The organism is Otoolea muris (genome assembly GCF_943193115.1).
In the GTDB taxonomy this organism is placed as follows: domain Bacteria; phylum Bacillota; class Clostridia; order Lachnospirales; family Lachnospiraceae; genus Otoolea; species Otoolea muris.
The window spans coordinates 26912-42221 of record NZ_CALPCY010000008.1 but is presented as its reverse complement, the minus strand read 5'-3'; the positions used below and the strand labels follow the sequence as shown (position 1 = coordinate 42221).

Annotated in this window: 15 protein-coding genes; 3 read left to right on the top strand and 12 right to left on the bottom strand. The window is 55.1% G+C overall.

Going from position 1 to position 15310, the window contains the following annotated elements; translation table 11 throughout:
- Positions 1–13: 13 nt before the first annotated feature.
- The 4 genes from NFS31_RS07065 to NFS31_RS07050 all read right to left on the bottom strand — a co-directional run bounded on the left by NFS31_RS07065 (position 14) and on the right by NFS31_RS07050 (position 3298).
- Entirely contained in the window at positions 14–457 is a 444-nt protein-coding gene (locus NFS31_RS07065) for a hypothetical protein (protein WP_251492977.1), read from the bottom strand.
- Positions 447–911 (bottom strand): DUF3990 domain-containing protein, encoded by a 465-nt coding sequence (locus NFS31_RS07060; protein ID WP_251492975.1) that lies wholly within the window; start codon positions 909–911, stop codon positions 447–449. Before NFS31_RS07060 ends, NFS31_RS07065 begins: the two co-directional genes overlap by 11 nt.
- Before the next feature lie 38 nt (positions 912–949).
- Entirely contained in the window at positions 950–1732 is a 783-nt protein-coding gene (locus tag NFS31_RS07055; RefSeq protein ID WP_251492973.1) for an SseB family protein, read from the bottom strand.
- A gap of 99 nt (positions 1733–1831) precedes the next feature.
- On the bottom strand, positions 1832–3298 hold the full coding sequence (locus tag NFS31_RS07050) for an RsmB/NOP family class I SAM-dependent RNA methyltransferase (protein WP_251492970.1): 1467 nt from the start codon (positions 3296–3298) through the stop codon (positions 1832–1834).
- 129 nt (positions 3299–3427) lie between these two features.
- Between NFS31_RS07050 and NFS31_RS07045 the strand changes: the two genes are divergently transcribed.
- Positions 3428–3991, top strand: a complete 564-nt coding sequence (locus NFS31_RS07045; RefSeq protein ID WP_251492968.1) for a hypothetical protein — start codon at positions 3428–3430, stop codon at positions 3989–3991.
- 94 nt (positions 3992–4085) lie between these two features.
- Here NFS31_RS07045 and NFS31_RS07040 read toward each other — a convergent pair whose 3' ends face one another.
- Positions 4086–4481, bottom strand: coding sequence for a DUF6465 family protein (locus NFS31_RS07040; protein ID WP_251492966.1), 396 nt, complete (start codon positions 4479–4481; stop codon positions 4086–4088).
- A gap of 195 nt (positions 4482–4676) precedes the next feature.
- Positions 4677–5999 (bottom strand): sodium-dependent transporter, encoded by a 1323-nt coding sequence (locus tag NFS31_RS07035; protein ID WP_251492964.1) that lies wholly within the window; start codon positions 5997–5999, stop codon positions 4677–4679.
- A 198-nt stretch (positions 6000–6197) separates the two neighbouring features.
- On the opposite strand from NFS31_RS07035, the gene NFS31_RS07030 reads away from it, so the two are divergent.
- Positions 6198–6842 (top strand): DUF4397 domain-containing protein, encoded by a 645-nt coding sequence (locus NFS31_RS07030; protein WP_251492962.1) that lies wholly within the window; start codon positions 6198–6200, stop codon positions 6840–6842.
- 161 nt (positions 6843–7003) lie between these two features.
- Here the strand turns inward: NFS31_RS07030 and NFS31_RS07025 are convergent, their stop codons facing one another.
- From NFS31_RS07025 to NFS31_RS07010, 4 genes are all read right to left on the bottom strand, one after another.
- Positions 7004–7417, bottom strand: coding sequence for a metal-dependent transcriptional regulator (locus tag NFS31_RS07025; RefSeq protein ID WP_251492960.1), 414 nt, complete (start codon positions 7415–7417; stop codon positions 7004–7006).
- 290 nt (positions 7418–7707) lie between these two features.
- The gene (locus NFS31_RS07020; RefSeq protein WP_251492958.1) at positions 7708–7938 is read right to left on the bottom strand and encodes a hypothetical protein; all 231 of its coding nucleotides are present in this window, start codon (positions 7936–7938) and stop codon (positions 7708–7710) included.
- Positions 7931–8209, bottom strand: coding sequence for a DUF2325 domain-containing protein (locus NFS31_RS07015; protein ID WP_251492956.1), 279 nt, complete (start codon positions 8207–8209; stop codon positions 7931–7933). The genes NFS31_RS07020 and NFS31_RS07015 overlap by 8 nt, the downstream gene beginning before the upstream one ends.
- A 354-nt stretch (positions 8210–8563) precedes the next feature.
- Positions 8564–11023, bottom strand: a complete 2460-nt coding sequence (locus NFS31_RS07010) for a transglycosylase domain-containing protein (protein ID WP_251492954.1) — start codon at positions 11021–11023, stop codon at positions 8564–8566.
- Between the two features lie 280 nt (positions 11024–11303).
- Here NFS31_RS07010 and NFS31_RS07005 point away from each other — a divergent pair, with 280 nt between their 5' ends.
- Entirely contained in the window at positions 11304–11939 is a 636-nt protein-coding gene (locus tag NFS31_RS07005) for a manganese efflux pump (protein ID WP_251492952.1), read from the top strand.
- 156 nt (positions 11940–12095) lie between these two features.
- Here NFS31_RS07005 and NFS31_RS07000 read toward each other — a convergent pair whose 3' ends face one another.
- The gene (locus NFS31_RS07000) at positions 12096–14747 is read right to left on the bottom strand and encodes a cation-translocating P-type ATPase (RefSeq protein WP_251492950.1); all 2652 of its coding nucleotides are present in this window, start codon (positions 14745–14747) and stop codon (positions 12096–12098) included.
- A 77-nt stretch (positions 14748–14824) separates the two neighbouring features.
- Complete coding sequence (locus tag NFS31_RS06995; RefSeq protein WP_251492948.1) at positions 14825–15184, bottom strand: hypothetical protein; 360 nt, start codon at positions 15182–15184, stop codon at positions 14825–14827.
- Positions 15185–15310 lie beyond the last annotated feature (126 nt).

Genomic DNA, 15310 nt, shown 5'->3' with positions numbered 1-15310 from the left:
CCTGACACAAATATCAGGCGCAGATTTCCCTTTTCCGGTAGCACTCACAGATATAGTCCCGCGGCTGGTAATAAAAGTCCGTGTTGTAATTGGAGATTACATCGTCAATCCACGAAGTGTAGATTTCTATCAGCCGTTCCGGAATATGCTCTGCATCATCGCCGGACATATCTTCTATCAGCCTCTCATAGACTTCGCCAATCGTCCAATAATCCGGCGCGTCGTAACGGCAAGCCGCTACATTATCAAAAGCGCCCTGGGGAATGTTCAAATTCGTGATAAAATCATCCGCTGTCTTTTCAATCGGCTCACAGTGAAACACATCCGCATAGCGATAGATGCGTTCAATCACTTTACTGCCCAAAAAGCTGACCAGCTCGGAGCGTTTTAATTTCCGCTCCCGCCCGATAAATTCGATTAAGCTGCAGGTGTAAAACAATGCGCTGTTATTTTTCATCCCGGATCTCGCTTCCTTTCACAAAAGACAGGGTTGTTAAGGCGCGGGCCGTATGGAAGCTGATCTGATGGGTGGGATATTTGAACTTTGCCAGCTCCCAAAAAGCTTCCCGGCTGATTTTGCCATCCACAAAATTCTGGACATAATTGAAAATCGTGTCATTTGCCATCGGCCCTTCCACAATATCATAATCATGCGGATACCCCAAACGGCACGATGCGATAAAATCCAGCCATTCCTCTGACATGTCCGCAAACCGTTTCACCCTCAGACGATCGTCAGGCGTGTAACAATACACATTCAGATACCCCACGCCATCGAACCGCGCCGCCCAGCGGACAGCCTGTTCCGGGAGCAGCGTACAATAAAATCCAAAATAAAAATCCTTATTGTACTTCTGAATCCTTATTTCCGGCGATTCAATAATCGCCTTACTCCCGTGATACAAAATCATACCAAAAAGCCCTCCTGCCCTGATTTTTAATCCCTCTTTTATTTCACAACCCGCAGTCCCCCAAACTGCCTCTCAATGTTCTCCGCCTTCTCCATATCCAGCTTTAACCCAAAGCCAAACGGATTCACCACTACGCCGTCCGCTTTGCGGATCAGCTTTTTCAGATCGCGGAATTTGACCGTCACGCCGTGGTATCTGTGCTTTTTATCAAATTTGCCGAATTCCATCCAGTCCGTAAATACCGGAAAAAAACGTTTGCCCTTGTTGTCTGTCAGGGAGGCGTACTGCAAATCCTTTATGTTCTCCACCGGAGCCAGGAGCCTGGCCTTTAAAAGCTCCCTGCACATCAGATCCTGCATCTCGGGAATGGCGCGTTTTCTGGCCAGCTCCTGATAAAACTGTGTGCCCGCGCGCATCAGGGACGGATTCATCACCTGATCCGGCTCTCCCTCCGGCTTTTCGATGATATTGAATAAGGACATCGCCAGCTCGCCGCTTCCTTTGTCAAGGACAATGGCCTCAAACCCGCCACGGTACAGATCGCTGAAAAAAGCGGCCCGCTGCTCCGGGCGGATCTCCAGGCTCTTTGCCTCCAAGCCGGACCATTTGAGCTCCTTTACAAACGCATCTGCCAGCGCCCGCTCTGTAAACAGGCACGTTGCCGGCCTCCCGTTCTCCGCTTCCAGATAAAAATGCATCGTCGCCCGCACGGAAATGGCAAACAGCCCTTCCCCGGTCTGCAGCAGCTCTAAAATCCGCTGCATCGGCGCTGCGTCCCCCTGTCCGGCGCAGGACTCTATCAATTCACGTAATTCCTTCATTTCTTCCTCCATCTTTCACGCTTCGTTCCTCAGATTCCGTATCCTGTTTATTCTAGCACACGGCAGAAAAACAATCAATCGGGTATATTTACTATTTCTTTACGTAATTCTGAGTCCTTTGGGATAGTGATTTTTCAGGATACCGCCAGACAGCCGGGCCCAGCCTGTGGAATATCCGTCTACGCTCATCAGAACCCAGCCCTTTTGGCCGTCCGGAAGATGCGCATCGCCGGCGGACAGGGATTCTCCGCGCAGGTAGGCGGACAGCAACGCGGATCCGGCAGGCAGGCGGCAGCAAAAGCGCGCCTCCTCTTCCTTAAGCGCCAGGGCTAAGGCGTGGGACGGCTCGAAGCGTTTTTTCTTAAAGCTCCCGAGGCATAAGCCGGGCCGGAGGACGCGCAGGCCGCTTAACGATAAGGACTGGGTCGGCAGCAGATAAAGCTGATCCCCCCACGCCGCCAGCCGCCCGCTGTATTCCCGCCCGCCAGGATTCCGATCCGAGGCGGGCCAGGCTGTCTTTTCTGCCAGCGCCTCCCTGCAGAATATGTGAAAATACTTCAGAAGCTCTTTATCCTTAAAAGGAGACGGCGCAGGCTTCCTCCCCGGCGTCCCGCCTGTTTCTTCCGGCCGGCCGCCTTTCTGGAGCGCGGCGATGTAGTGGCCCTCTCCATTGGCCCTGTGCGGCCAGATGCGGATGGTTTCTCTCAGGGATAAAGAAGCGTCCTTTTCTGCCGGACCGTGCGGCAGGCTGCCTCCCCACTCCGGCGCGCCGCGCGAAAAGCCCTCCCGCTCCGGCGCCCTCACGACTGAGAAATCCGGGTTCGCGGATAAAAAATCCAGGATCGTTCCCTCATTTTCCTCAGGCGCGAAGGTACAGGTTGAATATACGATCCGCCCTCCCGGCTTTAACATCGAGGCGGCGAAACGTAAAAGTGTTCTCTGGCGGGCGGCGCAGCGCTGTACATTTTGCGGGCTCCATTCTTTTACGGCCTCTTCCTCCTTTCGGAACATTCCCTCCCCTGAGCAGGGGGCGTCCACCAGGATCCGGTCAAAAAAGGCGGGGAACGCATCTGCCAGCCGTTCCGCCTCCTCGTTTGTGACAATCGCATTGGAAATCCCCATGCGCTCCACATTGCGGGACAGAATTTTCGCACGGGCCGGATGGATTTCGTTGCTGATCAGAAGTCCCTCCCCGGCCATCAGAGAAGCGATCTGTGTCGTTTTCCCGCCCGGCGCGGCGCACAGATCCAGGATGCGTTCTCCCGGCCGGGGATCCAGAAGGCTCACCGCCGCCATCGCGCTCGGCTCCTGGATATAATAGACGCCGGCCCCATGGTACGGATGGAGTCCCGGCCGATCGTCTGCGCCATAGTAATACCCCTCCTCTGTCCATGGAATCCTCTGGAGTGAAAAGGGAGCTTTCTCCAAAAATGTCCCGCGATCCGTCTTTAAACGGTTTAAGCGCAGTCCCCGGCTCCGCTCTTTCTCATAGCTCTGTAAAAACGCCCCGTACTCATTTCCCAGCATCCGCTCCATGCGTTCCTTAAATGCAGACGGCAATTCCATAATTTACTTTCTCCTTTTGCTCCTGAGCGCGCCCTTTACCGGGCATACTACGCTTAAATGATTTACGTCTCATGGCTATTCCAATAACGCGGCCGGCGACAGCCGTAATATCCGAAAGGAACCCTTGTCATGCATACAGCTATCTTTTCCTATGTCTTCGTTCCGCTCTCCACCCTGTTCCTGGCGCGCGGCACGGACTTTTTTGCCACGAATTTCTCCTCGATCTCCATTTCGCGTTCCAGGCAGGCCGAATTCCTGCTGTGGTGCCTTCTGACCGGCGGATATTTCTATATCTCCTTAAAACAAATCCTGCGCGGCGCGGGGAGAGCCTTTCCGGTCCGGATGGAGGCCGGGATTTTAAACGCCTGCGCGTGGACGGCAGGGCTTTTTGTCCTCCTGCCCTACCTGCCCGCCCGCTTTCCGCTGCTGTCCGCCCTGCACGTCCTCAGCGCCCTCGCCGCCTCCCTGGCCTTCTTTTTCTGTCTCCTCACCCTTTCCGTAAAGGTGTACTTACAAAGGCCAGAACAGGGGCGGCCGCTCCTCGCCCTTCTAATCCTGACCGCCTCCTTCTGCTTGAGCGCCCTGATCGTGACAGGCATCATCAACACGGCCATGGAAATCTGCCTGGTGACTGCCGCCTGCGTCCTGATACGGCGTTTTTTCATCCTGTTTTCCGAAAGGCGGCCGGCTTAAACTGTATTCATCACTCCCGCCATACGCACCCCTGCGCATAAAAAAAGCCCGGTAAACCGGACTCTTTTTGTGCGCCTGCTTATCAGAACGCCAATTAATACTCGATCCGAAACTCCTCCGAGCCCTCTCCGTTTACCGCATAGTAAGCGGCATGCTCCTGAGGCTTAACGTATACGTCGAGCGTCTTAATCTCCTCTTCCTTATGTCCCAGCGCCGCATACGCCTGCTTTGCCGCGGAAACAAGGGTGTCAACCGACGCCTCGCCGCCGTCAAACTGTATGTATACGGATGCTTTCGGCTCCTCTGCGGCCTTCTTCTTCGCTGCGGGCTCCTTCTTTGCAGCCGGCTCCTTTGTTGTTTCCTTCTTTACAGCCGTTTTCCTTCCGGGCTTTTTGGCCGGTTCTTTTTTCTCCTCTGCCGCCTCCGGCGCTTTCGCCGTCTCTTCCATGACCTCCTCAGCCTTTACGGATGTTTTCTTAACTCCTGCCATTCCTTTTCCTCCTGACAAATTCAACCTTTATCAATCTTTATATTCATATATCAGTTCAAACCAAGCTGTCAATCGATGATTGATTATAAGCCTAAATCCCTTATTTGTCAACCTTTCCGGCGTTTTCGCCCCGGCGCGGCGCGCGCCGCGCCGGGTAATAATGCCGGATCTCATCTCATTGTATTCCCGTTTCGCTTAAAAAATGACGGAATATATATTATAAAAGCCCGACAGGGTAACAATTCCGACTAAAACCGGCGTCAGAAAACGGATGCACACGAGCCAGAGCCTCTTTAAACGGAACATGTTGCCGTTTTTCTCAATCTCCTCGATCAGATTCTCCGGATTCCATTTCCATCCCACAAAATAACACATGGCAATGCCGCCAAATGGCAGGAGGATATTATCCGTCACCATACCCACAAAGTCAAATACACTGAAATTGAGGATCGTCGTCCCGCCGAGCATGCCGAATGAAAGCGCGCTCGGAACCCCGACGGCAAAAATCGCCAGGCCCAGCCCGATTGTCGCCTTTTTCCTGTCCCAGCCCAGCGTGTCGATCGCAAAGGAAACCGACACCTCCAAAAGAGCAATGGCGCTGGTCACTGCGGCAAAAAACACGAGCGCAAAAAACAGCAGCGCAAACACCGGGCCCCCGGCCAGCTTTGCGAATACCATGGGAAGCGTGCCAAACACAAGCCCCGGCCCCTGTCCCGGCTCCAGCCCAAAGGAAAATACGGCGGGGAAAATGGCGATTCCCGCCAGAAGCGCGAGCGCCGTATCCAGCCCTGCCACGGAGGAACAGCTTTTTACAATGTTCTCCTTGTCGCTCAGATAGCTTCCATACGTGATCGTAATGCCCATGCAAAGGCTTAAGGAGTAAAATACCTGTCCCAAAGCCGCGCTCACGGACGATAAGCTGAATTCGGAAAAGTTCGGCGCAAACATAAACGCCAGCCCCTTAGACGCGTCCGGAAGCGTCACGCTGCGGACAATCGTGACCAGAAGGAGAGCAAACAGCAGCGGCATCATCACCTTGCTGGCCTTTTCAATCCCCTGAATCCCGAAATAACAGATGGCCACCGTGACAGCCATAAACACAAAATGCCAGAACACCGGCTCATTGCTGCTGATAAACGCCGTAAAATCAGGCGGCGGCGCCATGGTCGTCGCATAGCTGAAAATATATTTCATAATCCAGCCGCCGATCACGCTGTAATAGCTCAAAATCAAAAAAGCGGCCAGCACGCCGAACACACCTGTGATACCCGCGTGCGGCGCGATATCCGCATACGCCCTCACCGGATCATGGCGCGTCTTCCTGCCCAGCGACATCTCTGTAATCATCACCGGTACACCTAAGATCACAATAAAAAACAGATACGCAATCAAAAACGGAAATCCGCCATTCCTTCCCATCAGATACGGGAATTTCCACAAATTCCCCAGGCCGATCGCCGCCCCCGCCGTCGCCATGATAAAGCCAAGCTTACTGGCCCATTCATTCTTTTGCTTCATAGCCGTTTTCTCCCTCTTCCATTCCTTTATCTTATAGCTGCCATAACTGCATGTCATAGTATAGTATTATAAGGGATCCCTGACGATTCAGTCAAGCTAAACAGCTCCGGCCTCAAATCTTTTAAGGGACAATGCGAATATTCTCCTTTTTGCTCATATATATAGAATATAATAAAATCAAAGCGAGGTAGCATCCATATGGAAACCTATAACTACGACGAATCCAGCGCAGCAGCCGACGCCAGCACGGCCTCAGCCAACGTCCCGGCCGCTCCGGGCTTCGGACCCTTAGGACCTGTCACGCCCACGGTTCCGGACCCTTCTATGGACAATTCGCCGGCCGCCCCGGGTTTTGGTCCCCTCGGGCCTGTTACCCCAACCGTTCCGGGAAATGGCAGCAATTCGCCGGCTGCCCCTGGCTTCGGTCCTGTCGGCCCTGTCACACCCACGGTTCCGAGCGGGGGAAATAATTCCTGCACAAGCTGCGGAACTGTCGTCTGGCCCGGTAATACGACCGGCATTCTCTGGACCTGGGGAACGCTCGCGCCCTTCTTCTCCACCTCCTCGGAGGTAGCCCACGTCCGCTTCTATAACGCGGCCTCGATCCAGGAACCGCTGGACATCTACTTAAACGGCAGACTGGTCGTATCCAACTTAGATTACATGAATTATACAAGATACCTCCACATCATCCCCGGCGTTTACCGCCTGACTGTGTACCGCAGGACGAATCCCGGAACGGCCATTGTGGACACAAATGTGCGTTTCCGCAGCGGAACCAGCTACACCATGACGATCCTGGGGACTGTCGGCGACTTCTCTGTGCAGATGATGACCTCATAGGCGGGCAGTCTTTTCCGGACGGCCTTCCCACGCCGTTTATCTGAGTTTTTTCCCGGTACGGCTGCCGAAGCGCCCGCAAAAACAGGCCGGAGCGGTATTTTGTATACACAAAACCGCCCCGGCCTGTTTTTCTGTTTTATCCCTGAACGAGATATCCGCGCTTATGGCTGCCGCTCCTGATTCTCCTGTCCCCTGTTCCCCGCTTTTTTGCGCTGCTCCCGGATATGGCGCTTCATGGCCTCAAAGCTTTCCGGGCTGATCACATGTTCAATCCGGCATGCGTCCTCCAGCGCTGTTTCCCGATCCACGCCCAGGCTCACCAGCATATCCGCAAGGAAGATATGGCGCTCGTAAATCATCTCCGCAATCTCCCGCCCCGGAGGCTCCAGCCTGATATACCCTTCGCGATCCATAGAGATATATCCGTTTTCCCGTAGGTTTTTCATGGCAATGCTCACGCTCGGCTTGGAAAATCCCATCTCATTTACAACATCAATGGAACGGATCATCGGCTTCTTTTGGCCCAGAACCAAAATCGTTTCCAGATAATCCTCTGCAGACTGCCTGATTTTCAAAATATTGTTCCTCCCCGTATAGATTTTGTCCCTGTCCGGCGCTGTCCTTTTCCGACAAAGCCCGCTCTTCCCGGAGCTCCCGGATCACCGCCTCCCGGATCTGTTTGATAAAAATATCAAGATGGGACTTATCGAACAGAAATCTCTGGATGTCCAGCCGTATCACATCATGCCGGTTCAAATGTGTTTTATATGATTCGTTCTGCTCGATCCGCTTTCCGGAAAACAGTCCGCCGGAACCGCCCCCTTTTGCGCAGTAAGCGGTCAGCCTATCTGCCGCCTGTCTGCCTTTATTTTATCATTAAATAATTTAACTGACAAGCGGCAAAATATCCGTGTACTTCCTGTTGCTTTGCCTCGCTGTACATGTAAGATAATCTTGAACGGCTGAGCCCCGCCGCCCAATGCCATAAGCTTAAAGGAAACTTTAAGCAGGCTGCCAGAGGCAGGTTTTGTTGGATAGGGAAGCTCTCAATTGCGGCCTCCTCACAATAAGCCCCCGCGTATACAAACTCATACATACTCTCTGAGAATCTCCTCCAGCGCGCTCTTGCTGCTGCTGTGGCTGCGGACGACCTCGGTTCCCCTGCCTTTCGCCCCGTCCACTGCCGTACGGATCATTTTATGCGACACGGTGCCCGTAAACAGAACCATCAAATCCGGCCGCCCAATCTGTTTGTCAAAATCCGCTGACATCTGCGTAAACACCTTTGCCTTACAGTGAAATGCCTTACAAACTTTTACATACTGGCTGACCATCCGGTCATGGCCTCCGACAATTACCACGCTCATGTTCCATCCTCCTTAGTTAGTTTCATATAACTTATTGAGGTTAGTATAATATAACTTTCCATTTTTGTCCAGCTTCATTTTCAGACGCGCATCTTCTGTTTCAAATATGCCTGCTTTTCAGGCACGTATCAGACGGCGCTCCTGAAAAGCATAATAGGCCCGGACATCCATTTGTATGAACCAGCGGAAAAAGAATCTTTCTTTCCCGAAAATAAATCCAACAATCCCCGCCAAAAAAGGAAGCGCGCAGCCCGCAAAGCAGGCTGCCGCGCTTCCCTCATTTCATTCCGGCCCCGTAAACCTCCGCACGGGTTTCTTCTGCCGCGCCATTATCTTTCCCGCCATCCGGCTCCCCTATTCGGACGCGGGGCCCGCTGGCCCGGAGGGCGCCTCATTCCCGATCGACGTATCGCTGCCGGGACCAGACGGGGCCGCCGGCTCAATCGGTATATCAATCTCCGGAATCACTTCCACCGGCTGCTCGGGCTCCGGAATCTGGGCCGGCGGCGTAACCGGTACGCTCACATCGCCGTACTGCAAAATATCCTGCATCCTTCTGCGCATGGGTTCAGACTGAATCTGGCTTATCAGGTTCTGCGCCTCATTCCTGAGCGCTTCCCTGTTTCCGCCTCCAGCGGTTTTCATCTGGTCAAGAAGCTCCTCCGCCCGGTCGGACAGAAGCCGGTCATTCCTGTAATCTCCCACCGTATAGCCCTCGGACAAAATCTCGTCGTCCTCGCGGCCCGGGAAATACTCGCCGCCGCCTCTGGAGCCGTTTTCCTTTGCAGGCTCCTTAAATGAAGCCGGCTCCAGCCCTTCTACCATCCGCGTCATGGCATTTTTCCAGATCGTGGCCGGGTAGGTCCCGCCGTAGAGGCTTGACAGCACCTTCGGCTGGTCATAGCCAACCCACACGGACATGCTGTAATACGGCGTCATGCCGCAGAACCAGCCATCCCGGCTCCCGTTCGTGGTCCCGGTCTTGCCGGCGGCCTCGATTCCCCCTCTCCAGCCCATGGAGCTGGCGGTTCCTCTTGTGATAACGCCTGTCATGATATCGGTCATCACATCCGCCGTGTTCGGCTGGTATACCTGTATGTCCGGATATTCCATAAAAATATCCCTGCCGTTGCGGTCAACCATTTTCACAATACACGTCGGCTCGCGGTATCTCCCGCTCGACGCCAGGGCCGCGTATGCGCCCGCCATCTCCTCTGTGGTGACCCCGTTGGTAAAGCCGCCTAAGGACGCGGCCGGATAGTAATCATCCGGCACGATGCGGTCAAAACGCATCTCGGTCAGATACGACATGCCGATCTCCGGCGTGATATCGTCATAAATATACCAGGCCACGCCGTTGCGGCTCTTCTCCACCGCGGTCCGCAGGGGCATCGTCTCGCCCGGAAGCTCCCGTATCACCGCATCCTTCCGCTTTGCGTCCGCCACGCGGATGTTTTTCACCATACTCGTCGAACGGTATCCGTTTTCCAGGGCAGGCGCGTAGACAATCAGCGGCTTAATGCTGCTGCCCGGCTGGCGGAAGCTCTGGAAGGCGCGGTTTAAGGTGTACGTCTCCGTCTCCTGGCTGCGGCCGCCCACGATGGCCACCACGCGGTTCGTGCTGTTGTCAACGACCGTGGCTGCGCCCTGAAGCTGATAAATCCCGTTCTCCGCCACGCTCTCGTCAAAGGTCAGCACCTGATCCACGGCCTCCTGAAGAATCTGCTGCTTTTCCGGCTCCAGGGAGGTATAAATCTGGTAACCGCCCGTGTAGAGCGCATCCCGCTCCTGGCTGTACACCTCCTCATACTTATCCCGGTATGCCTTGTATTCCGCCTCATCGCGGAAGCCGTATTTGAACTTAAAATTGTCCCGGCGCATCAGGAAACGGATCGCGCAGTCCACCGCATAGGTCGTCTCATAATTGCGCATCGGAACCTTCTGCCTCTGCACCTCGATCGTCTCATTGACCGCCTGCCGGTACTCCTCGTCTGTGATAAAGCCCATAGACTCCATGTCCTGCAAAATCTTATCGCGCCGCTTAATCGCGTTCTCCGGGTGATTGTACGGGTTATAGTAGGTCGGAGAATTCGGGATTGCGCAAAGATACGCAATCTGGCTTAGGCTTAAGTCCTTTGCGTCCTTTCCGAAATATCCCTGCGCGGCTGACTGAAGCCCGTAGTATGTATTGGCAAAGCTGATATCATTCACATAAAACTCCATGATCTGCTCTTTTGTGTATTTCTTTGTCAGATCAAGGGCAATCAGCATCTCCTTCGCCTTTCTCTCAATCGAAACCTCCCTTGTCAGGAAACGGTTTCTCGCAAGCTGCTGCGTGATCGTGCTTGCCCCGTGCTTTTCCTCGCCCTCTGTCCGGAAATAATTGATGGCCACGCGGAAAATGCCCTTTAAGTCAATCCCCGCATTTTCCCAGAAGGTCCTGTCCTCAATCGCGACAAACGCGTTGACCGCATGCTCCGGAATCTCCTCGTATGGCAGATAGCTGGAATCCTCATCGCCGGTCAGCTTTGCCAGGATCTCCCCGTTCGCGTCATAGATAAAGCTGGCCTCCTGCAGACGGAAGGTATCCAAAGTGCTGTTTTCCACCACGCCCGCCACCTGGGACTTATAGTCCTTGTACATCGGATAGACCTTGTAAAACCCGATGCCGACAAGAGCCAGAAGCGCCAGAACGCAGAGGATGAACAGTGTCTTGAACATTACGAGGAAAATGGTTCCGATCGCACGGAAAAATGTGAGGAAGCCTTTGAGGATCTTTTTTCCAATGCCATCTTTGTTTTTCTTCTCTTCCATGTCAATACCCCTTTGTCGTATGTAATCAGCTATAAGGTTTGCAAAGGCCGCGGCGCGCGGCCCCGCCGCCTTATGTGGCAGCCTCATACAGCCTTTTTGTCTATTATAGATGGTTTTCCTGTAAAGGACAACCGCATTTTGATGATTTGTTGAAAATCCCTGTTCTGTTAAATGTTGTCAGGGCCGCCCGTGACGGCTGGCCGGGGGCGCAAATGCGTCACTCGTTTTCCTGGTGTGAATAGAATAGAGTAAGACGTTCTGTTCGCGGGGTATCGTTTTTATGCATTCCCTTATACCGCAGCTTATTATGCTGGTTACCGCTCTCTGCCTTGACTCGTTTGCGGCCAGCTTTGTATACGGCGCTGAGCGGGTCCGTATACCGGCCGCTTCTGTGGCGGTCTTATCGGGCCTTTCCACGGCTGTCCTCATTCTGTCGCTGCTTCTTGGAAGCGGCGTGGGGCATATTGTCCCGCGGAGGCTTACGGAGCTTTTCTGCTTCCTGATTCTGTTTTTGATTGGCTTTGTAAAGCTGTTCGACGGCGCTTTAAAGTCCCTGATCCGGCGTTTTCCCCTGCCGGAAAAGAGGCTTAAATTTTCCGTTTCCCAGTTCCATTTTATCCTGACCGTCTACGCCGATCCGGCGGCGGCCAACGAAGAGGATATCTCCGTCCTTTCTCCCTCCGAGGCGTTTTTTTTAGGGCTCTCCCTGTCCCTGGACAGCGCAGCCGCCGGCTTCGGAGCCGGTATGACGGCCTTCTCCCTCCCGCTGATTACCCTCCTCTCACTCGGCCTTAACACCGCTTCCGTCCTTCTTGGAAGCTGCCTGGGAAAACGCCTGGCCAGCCGGAGCTCCCTGGATCTGTCGTGGCTCTGCGGACTCCTGCTCATCGCGCTGGCCTTTTTTAAATTGCTGTAAATATCCCATAAAATAAAGATTACCGCGGCAGCCCACATCTCATTACGGCTGCTTCTCTGACAGAAAATTGCCTTATTCTGCCCTGTCCGCCGGCCATCCGCGCAGCCCGTTCCCGGCGGCCCTCCCGCAATCCACCCCGGCCAGCCCCCGGACATTTCACCCCCTGAAAGCCCTCGCCGCCCTCTTCACCCCCGCCAAAATCTCATGCGCCCAAAGAGGAACCGACGACATCAAGAACAGCATGCACCATTCCCACAGTGAAAGCGGCGTACACCCAAAGGCTCTCACCAGAAACGGGATCTCCGTCACAGCAGCCTGCAGGCACAAACCAATCAAAAACGAGGCCGCCATCAGCCGGTTGGATCCAAAACCGGCTGAGAATACGGAGCAGTCCACATTGCGCATGCCCACTGCATGGAACAGCTCCGAGAGCCCCAGGACGGTAAAGGCATAGGTCTGGGCGCGCGTCAGAACCCCCTCTTCTGCCAGGATGGCGGAGAGCTCCTTAAAGGTCAGCCCTCGGCCGGCCTCCGTGGCCATTTCCCAGGGAATATAAAAGAAGGCCGTAAGGCTTAACGCCGCGATCAGGAAGCCGTAAAAGATGGTGTAAAACCATCCGCCGCGCGCGAAAAGCGATTCGTCCGCCTTTCTCGGCGGGCGCGCCATCATCTGCGCGCCGTCGTTTTTGTCCACGCCGAGCGCCAGGGCCGGCAGGGAGTCGGTGATTAAGTTGACCCACAGGATATGGCTCGATTTCAGCGGGGAGGACAGGCCGGCCGCCACGGCCGCAAACATGGTGGCGATCTCCCCGAAGTTCGAGGACAGGAGGAAAATCACGGATTTTTTGATATTTTCGTAGATCCCCCTGCCCTCCTCAATGGCCCGCTCGATCGTGGCAAAATTATCGTCCGTGAGGATCATGTCCGAAGCCTGCCTGGCCACATCCGTGCCTGTTTTCCCCATCGCAATCCCGATATCCGCGCATTTTAAGGAGGGCGCGTCGTTTACGCCGTCCCCGGTCATGGCTGTGATATTGCCGTCCGCTTTTAAGGCTTTTACAATCCGCACCTTGTGATCCGGCGATACCCGGGCAAATACGGACGTGCGCCGGATCCGCTTTGCGAGCTCCCCGTCGTCGAGGCGCTCCAGTTCATAGCCGGTCATGCACTCATCCTCGCCCTGCGCGATGCCGAGCTTCCTGGCGACGGCCAGGGCCGTGGCCGCGTAGTCCCCGGTGATCATGACTGTGCGGACGCGCGCGCGCTTAAAAACCTCCACGGCCTGTCTGGCTTCGGGTCTTGGCGGATCCATCATGCCTGCCAGTCCCAGGAATGTCATATGGTAATCCGACGGGCGGCTTCCCCCTTCCGTCATGGCCGCGGCCAGCACGCGCAGAGCCTGATCGGACAGCTCGCGAAAAGCCTCCTCAATCCGTTTGCGCTCCGCCCCGTCCAGTGTCTGGATCTGCCCGTTTTTCATCACATGGCTGCAGCGCTTTAACACCACGTCCGGCGCTCCCTTGGTGTAGGACACCGCCTGCTTCCGATCCCGGTGAAACGTCGTCATCCGCTTTCTCTCTGAGTCAAAGGGAACCTCGGCCTGGCGCGGCTTTTCCCTGTTTAAGCGCTCCGGGTCGAGGCCGTTTTCAATGGCCAGCCTTAAGAGAGCCGACTCGGTGGGTTCTCCCGTCTCCCGCGTGGCGTCGTTGCAGAGACAGAATGCTTCCATAAGCCTGCGTTTCGTCTCCCCTCCGCCGGCTCCCGGCTCCTGAATTTTCCCGTCAAAATAGCAGGCCGTGACCGACATCTCATTTTTCGTCAGCGTCCCTGTCTTATCCGAGCACACCACGCTCACTGCGCCCAGCGTTTCCACGGAAGGAAGGCGCCTCACAATGGTCCCGGCCTTCACCATCCGCGTCACGCTGAGCGCCAGCACGATCGTGACTACAGCCGGGAGCCCTTCCGGCACGGCCGCCACGGCCAGGGAAATGGCCGTGATCAGCATTTCCAGCACATCGCGCTTCTGGAACACGGCCATCACGAACAGAAGCGCGCACAGAAGGACTGCGCTTACGCTTAAGATACGCCCCAGATCCGAAAGCCGCCTCTGGAGCGGCGTTTCCTCCTGCGGCGCTTCATGGATCAGGGCCGCGATGCGGCCAATCTCTGTGTCCATGCCTGTGGCCGTCACGATACCGCGCGCGCGCCCGGACGCGACGTAGGAGGTCATAAACGCCATATTTTTCCGATCCCCTGCCGGAAGCTCCCGGCCGGCCAGAAACGCGCTGCTCTTACTCACCGGAACCGACTCCCCGGTGAGAGCCGATTCCTCCATCCTGGTATTCACGGTCTGTGTCAGCCTTACATCTGCCGGGACCTGACACCCTGCGGCGAGGATGACCACATCGCCGGGAACAAGCTCCTGCGCGGAAATCTCCTGCTCCCTCCCGTCCCTCACCACCGCCGCCGTCGGGCTCGTAAGGCTTTTCAGCGATTCCAGCGCCGCCTCCGCCTTTCCCTCCTGGATCACGCCCACCACGGCATTCATCGCGACCACGGCCAGTATAATCGCCGCATCGCTGTATTCCCGCAGCATGATGGAAATCCCGGCTGCGGCAAACAGGACGAAAATGAGGGAATCGCAAAGCTGCGCGGCCAGCCTGGATACAAGCGTCCGCTTTTTCTCCTCCTTCAGACAGTTGGGCCCGTAGTGTTCCAGCCGCCGTTTCGCCTCCTCCCCGCTTAAGCCTGTCCTCTCGTCCGTATCCATCTGCCTGACGATCTCTTCAATGGTCTTTTGCTCATACATCGCTCTATCTCTCCCTTCCTCCTGCTGACAGTATGTCTTATGCAAACCTTATGAGCAGAAACGGAAAAATAGAACTGCTATGCTCTCCTCTTTTCCTTTTCCCTGAAGCATTTGAGCACAATGGACGCCGAATACTGGTATGCGTAGATGCACCGTTTCATCAGCTCCTGCTCCTCGGGCGTCTTGCAGACGCTTAAAATCATCTCCTCCTCTTCCTTCTGCAGATAAGCCTCCCCGTTGGCGTCCCTCTCCCGGACAGGCTTGTAGATCCTGTATTTCTTAAAGTAATCCGGACACGGGAACTGCTTGTTTTTTACCGGCTCCGGCACGATCCGGAGCTTATACTTATCCGACATCCTCGCCAAAATATTGTGAACTTTTTCACAGCTCTCCCGCGTGCTGTTCTCCCTGGGCGGGATACAGAGTAAATAATCCATACGATCCTCCTTCATATATCATGAGCGCCGGGAGCCCCGCCGCACCTGATTTTGCGGGGTTCCAGACGTACATGGGCGCTCCCGGAGATTATACCATATTTTCCGGGATTGGGGTAGATTACCCAA

What these genes read in the sequence shown, in the direction of transcription:
- NFS31_RS07005 (WP_251492952.1), top strand. Translation starts at nt 11,304, where the DNA reads ATGCATTCCCTTATACCGCAGCTTATTATGCTGGTTACCGCTCTCTGC.
- NFS31_RS07020 (WP_251492958.1), bottom strand. Translation starts at nt 7,938, where the DNA reads ATGTATGAGTTTGTATACGCGGGGGCTTATTGTGAGGAGGCCGCAATT.
- NFS31_RS06995 (WP_251492948.1), bottom strand. Translation starts at nt 15,184, where the DNA reads ATGGATTATTTACTCTGTATCCCGCCCAGGGAGAACAGCACGCGGGAG.
- NFS31_RS07015 (WP_251492956.1), bottom strand. Translation starts at nt 8,209, where the DNA reads ATGAGCGTGGTAATTGTCGGAGGCCATGACCGGATGGTCAGCCAGTAT.
- NFS31_RS07030 (WP_251492962.1), top strand. Translation starts at nt 6,198, where the DNA reads ATGGAAACCTATAACTACGACGAATCCAGCGCAGCAGCCGACGCCAGC.
- NFS31_RS07035 (WP_251492964.1), bottom strand. Translation starts at nt 5,999, where the DNA reads ATGAAGCAAAAGAATGAATGGGCCAGTAAGCTTGGCTTTATCATGGCG.
- NFS31_RS07060 (WP_251492975.1), bottom strand. Translation starts at nt 911, where the DNA reads ATGATTTTGTATCACGGGAGTAAGGCGATTATTGAATCGCCGGAAATA.
- NFS31_RS07040 (WP_251492966.1), bottom strand. Translation starts at nt 4,481, where the DNA reads ATGGCAGGAGTTAAGAAAACATCCGTAAAGGCTGAGGAGGTCATGGAA.
- NFS31_RS07055 (WP_251492973.1), bottom strand. Translation starts at nt 1,732, where the DNA reads ATGAAGGAATTACGTGAATTGATAGAGTCCTGCGCCGGACAGGGGGAC.
- NFS31_RS07065 (WP_251492977.1), bottom strand. Translation starts at nt 457, where the DNA reads ATGAAAAATAACAGCGCATTGTTTTACACCTGCAGCTTAATCGAATTT.
- NFS31_RS07000 (WP_251492950.1), bottom strand. Translation starts at nt 14,747, where the DNA reads ATGTATGAGCAAAAGACCATTGAAGAGATCGTCAGGCAGATGGATACG.
- NFS31_RS07010 (WP_251492954.1), bottom strand. Translation starts at nt 11,023, where the DNA reads ATGGAAGAGAAGAAAAACAAAGATGGCATTGGAAAAAAGATCCTCAAA.
- NFS31_RS07045 (WP_251492968.1), top strand. Translation starts at nt 3,428, where the DNA reads ATGCATACAGCTATCTTTTCCTATGTCTTCGTTCCGCTCTCCACCCTG.
- NFS31_RS07050 (WP_251492970.1), bottom strand. Translation starts at nt 3,298, where the DNA reads ATGGAATTGCCGTCTGCATTTAAGGAACGCATGGAGCGGATGCTGGGA.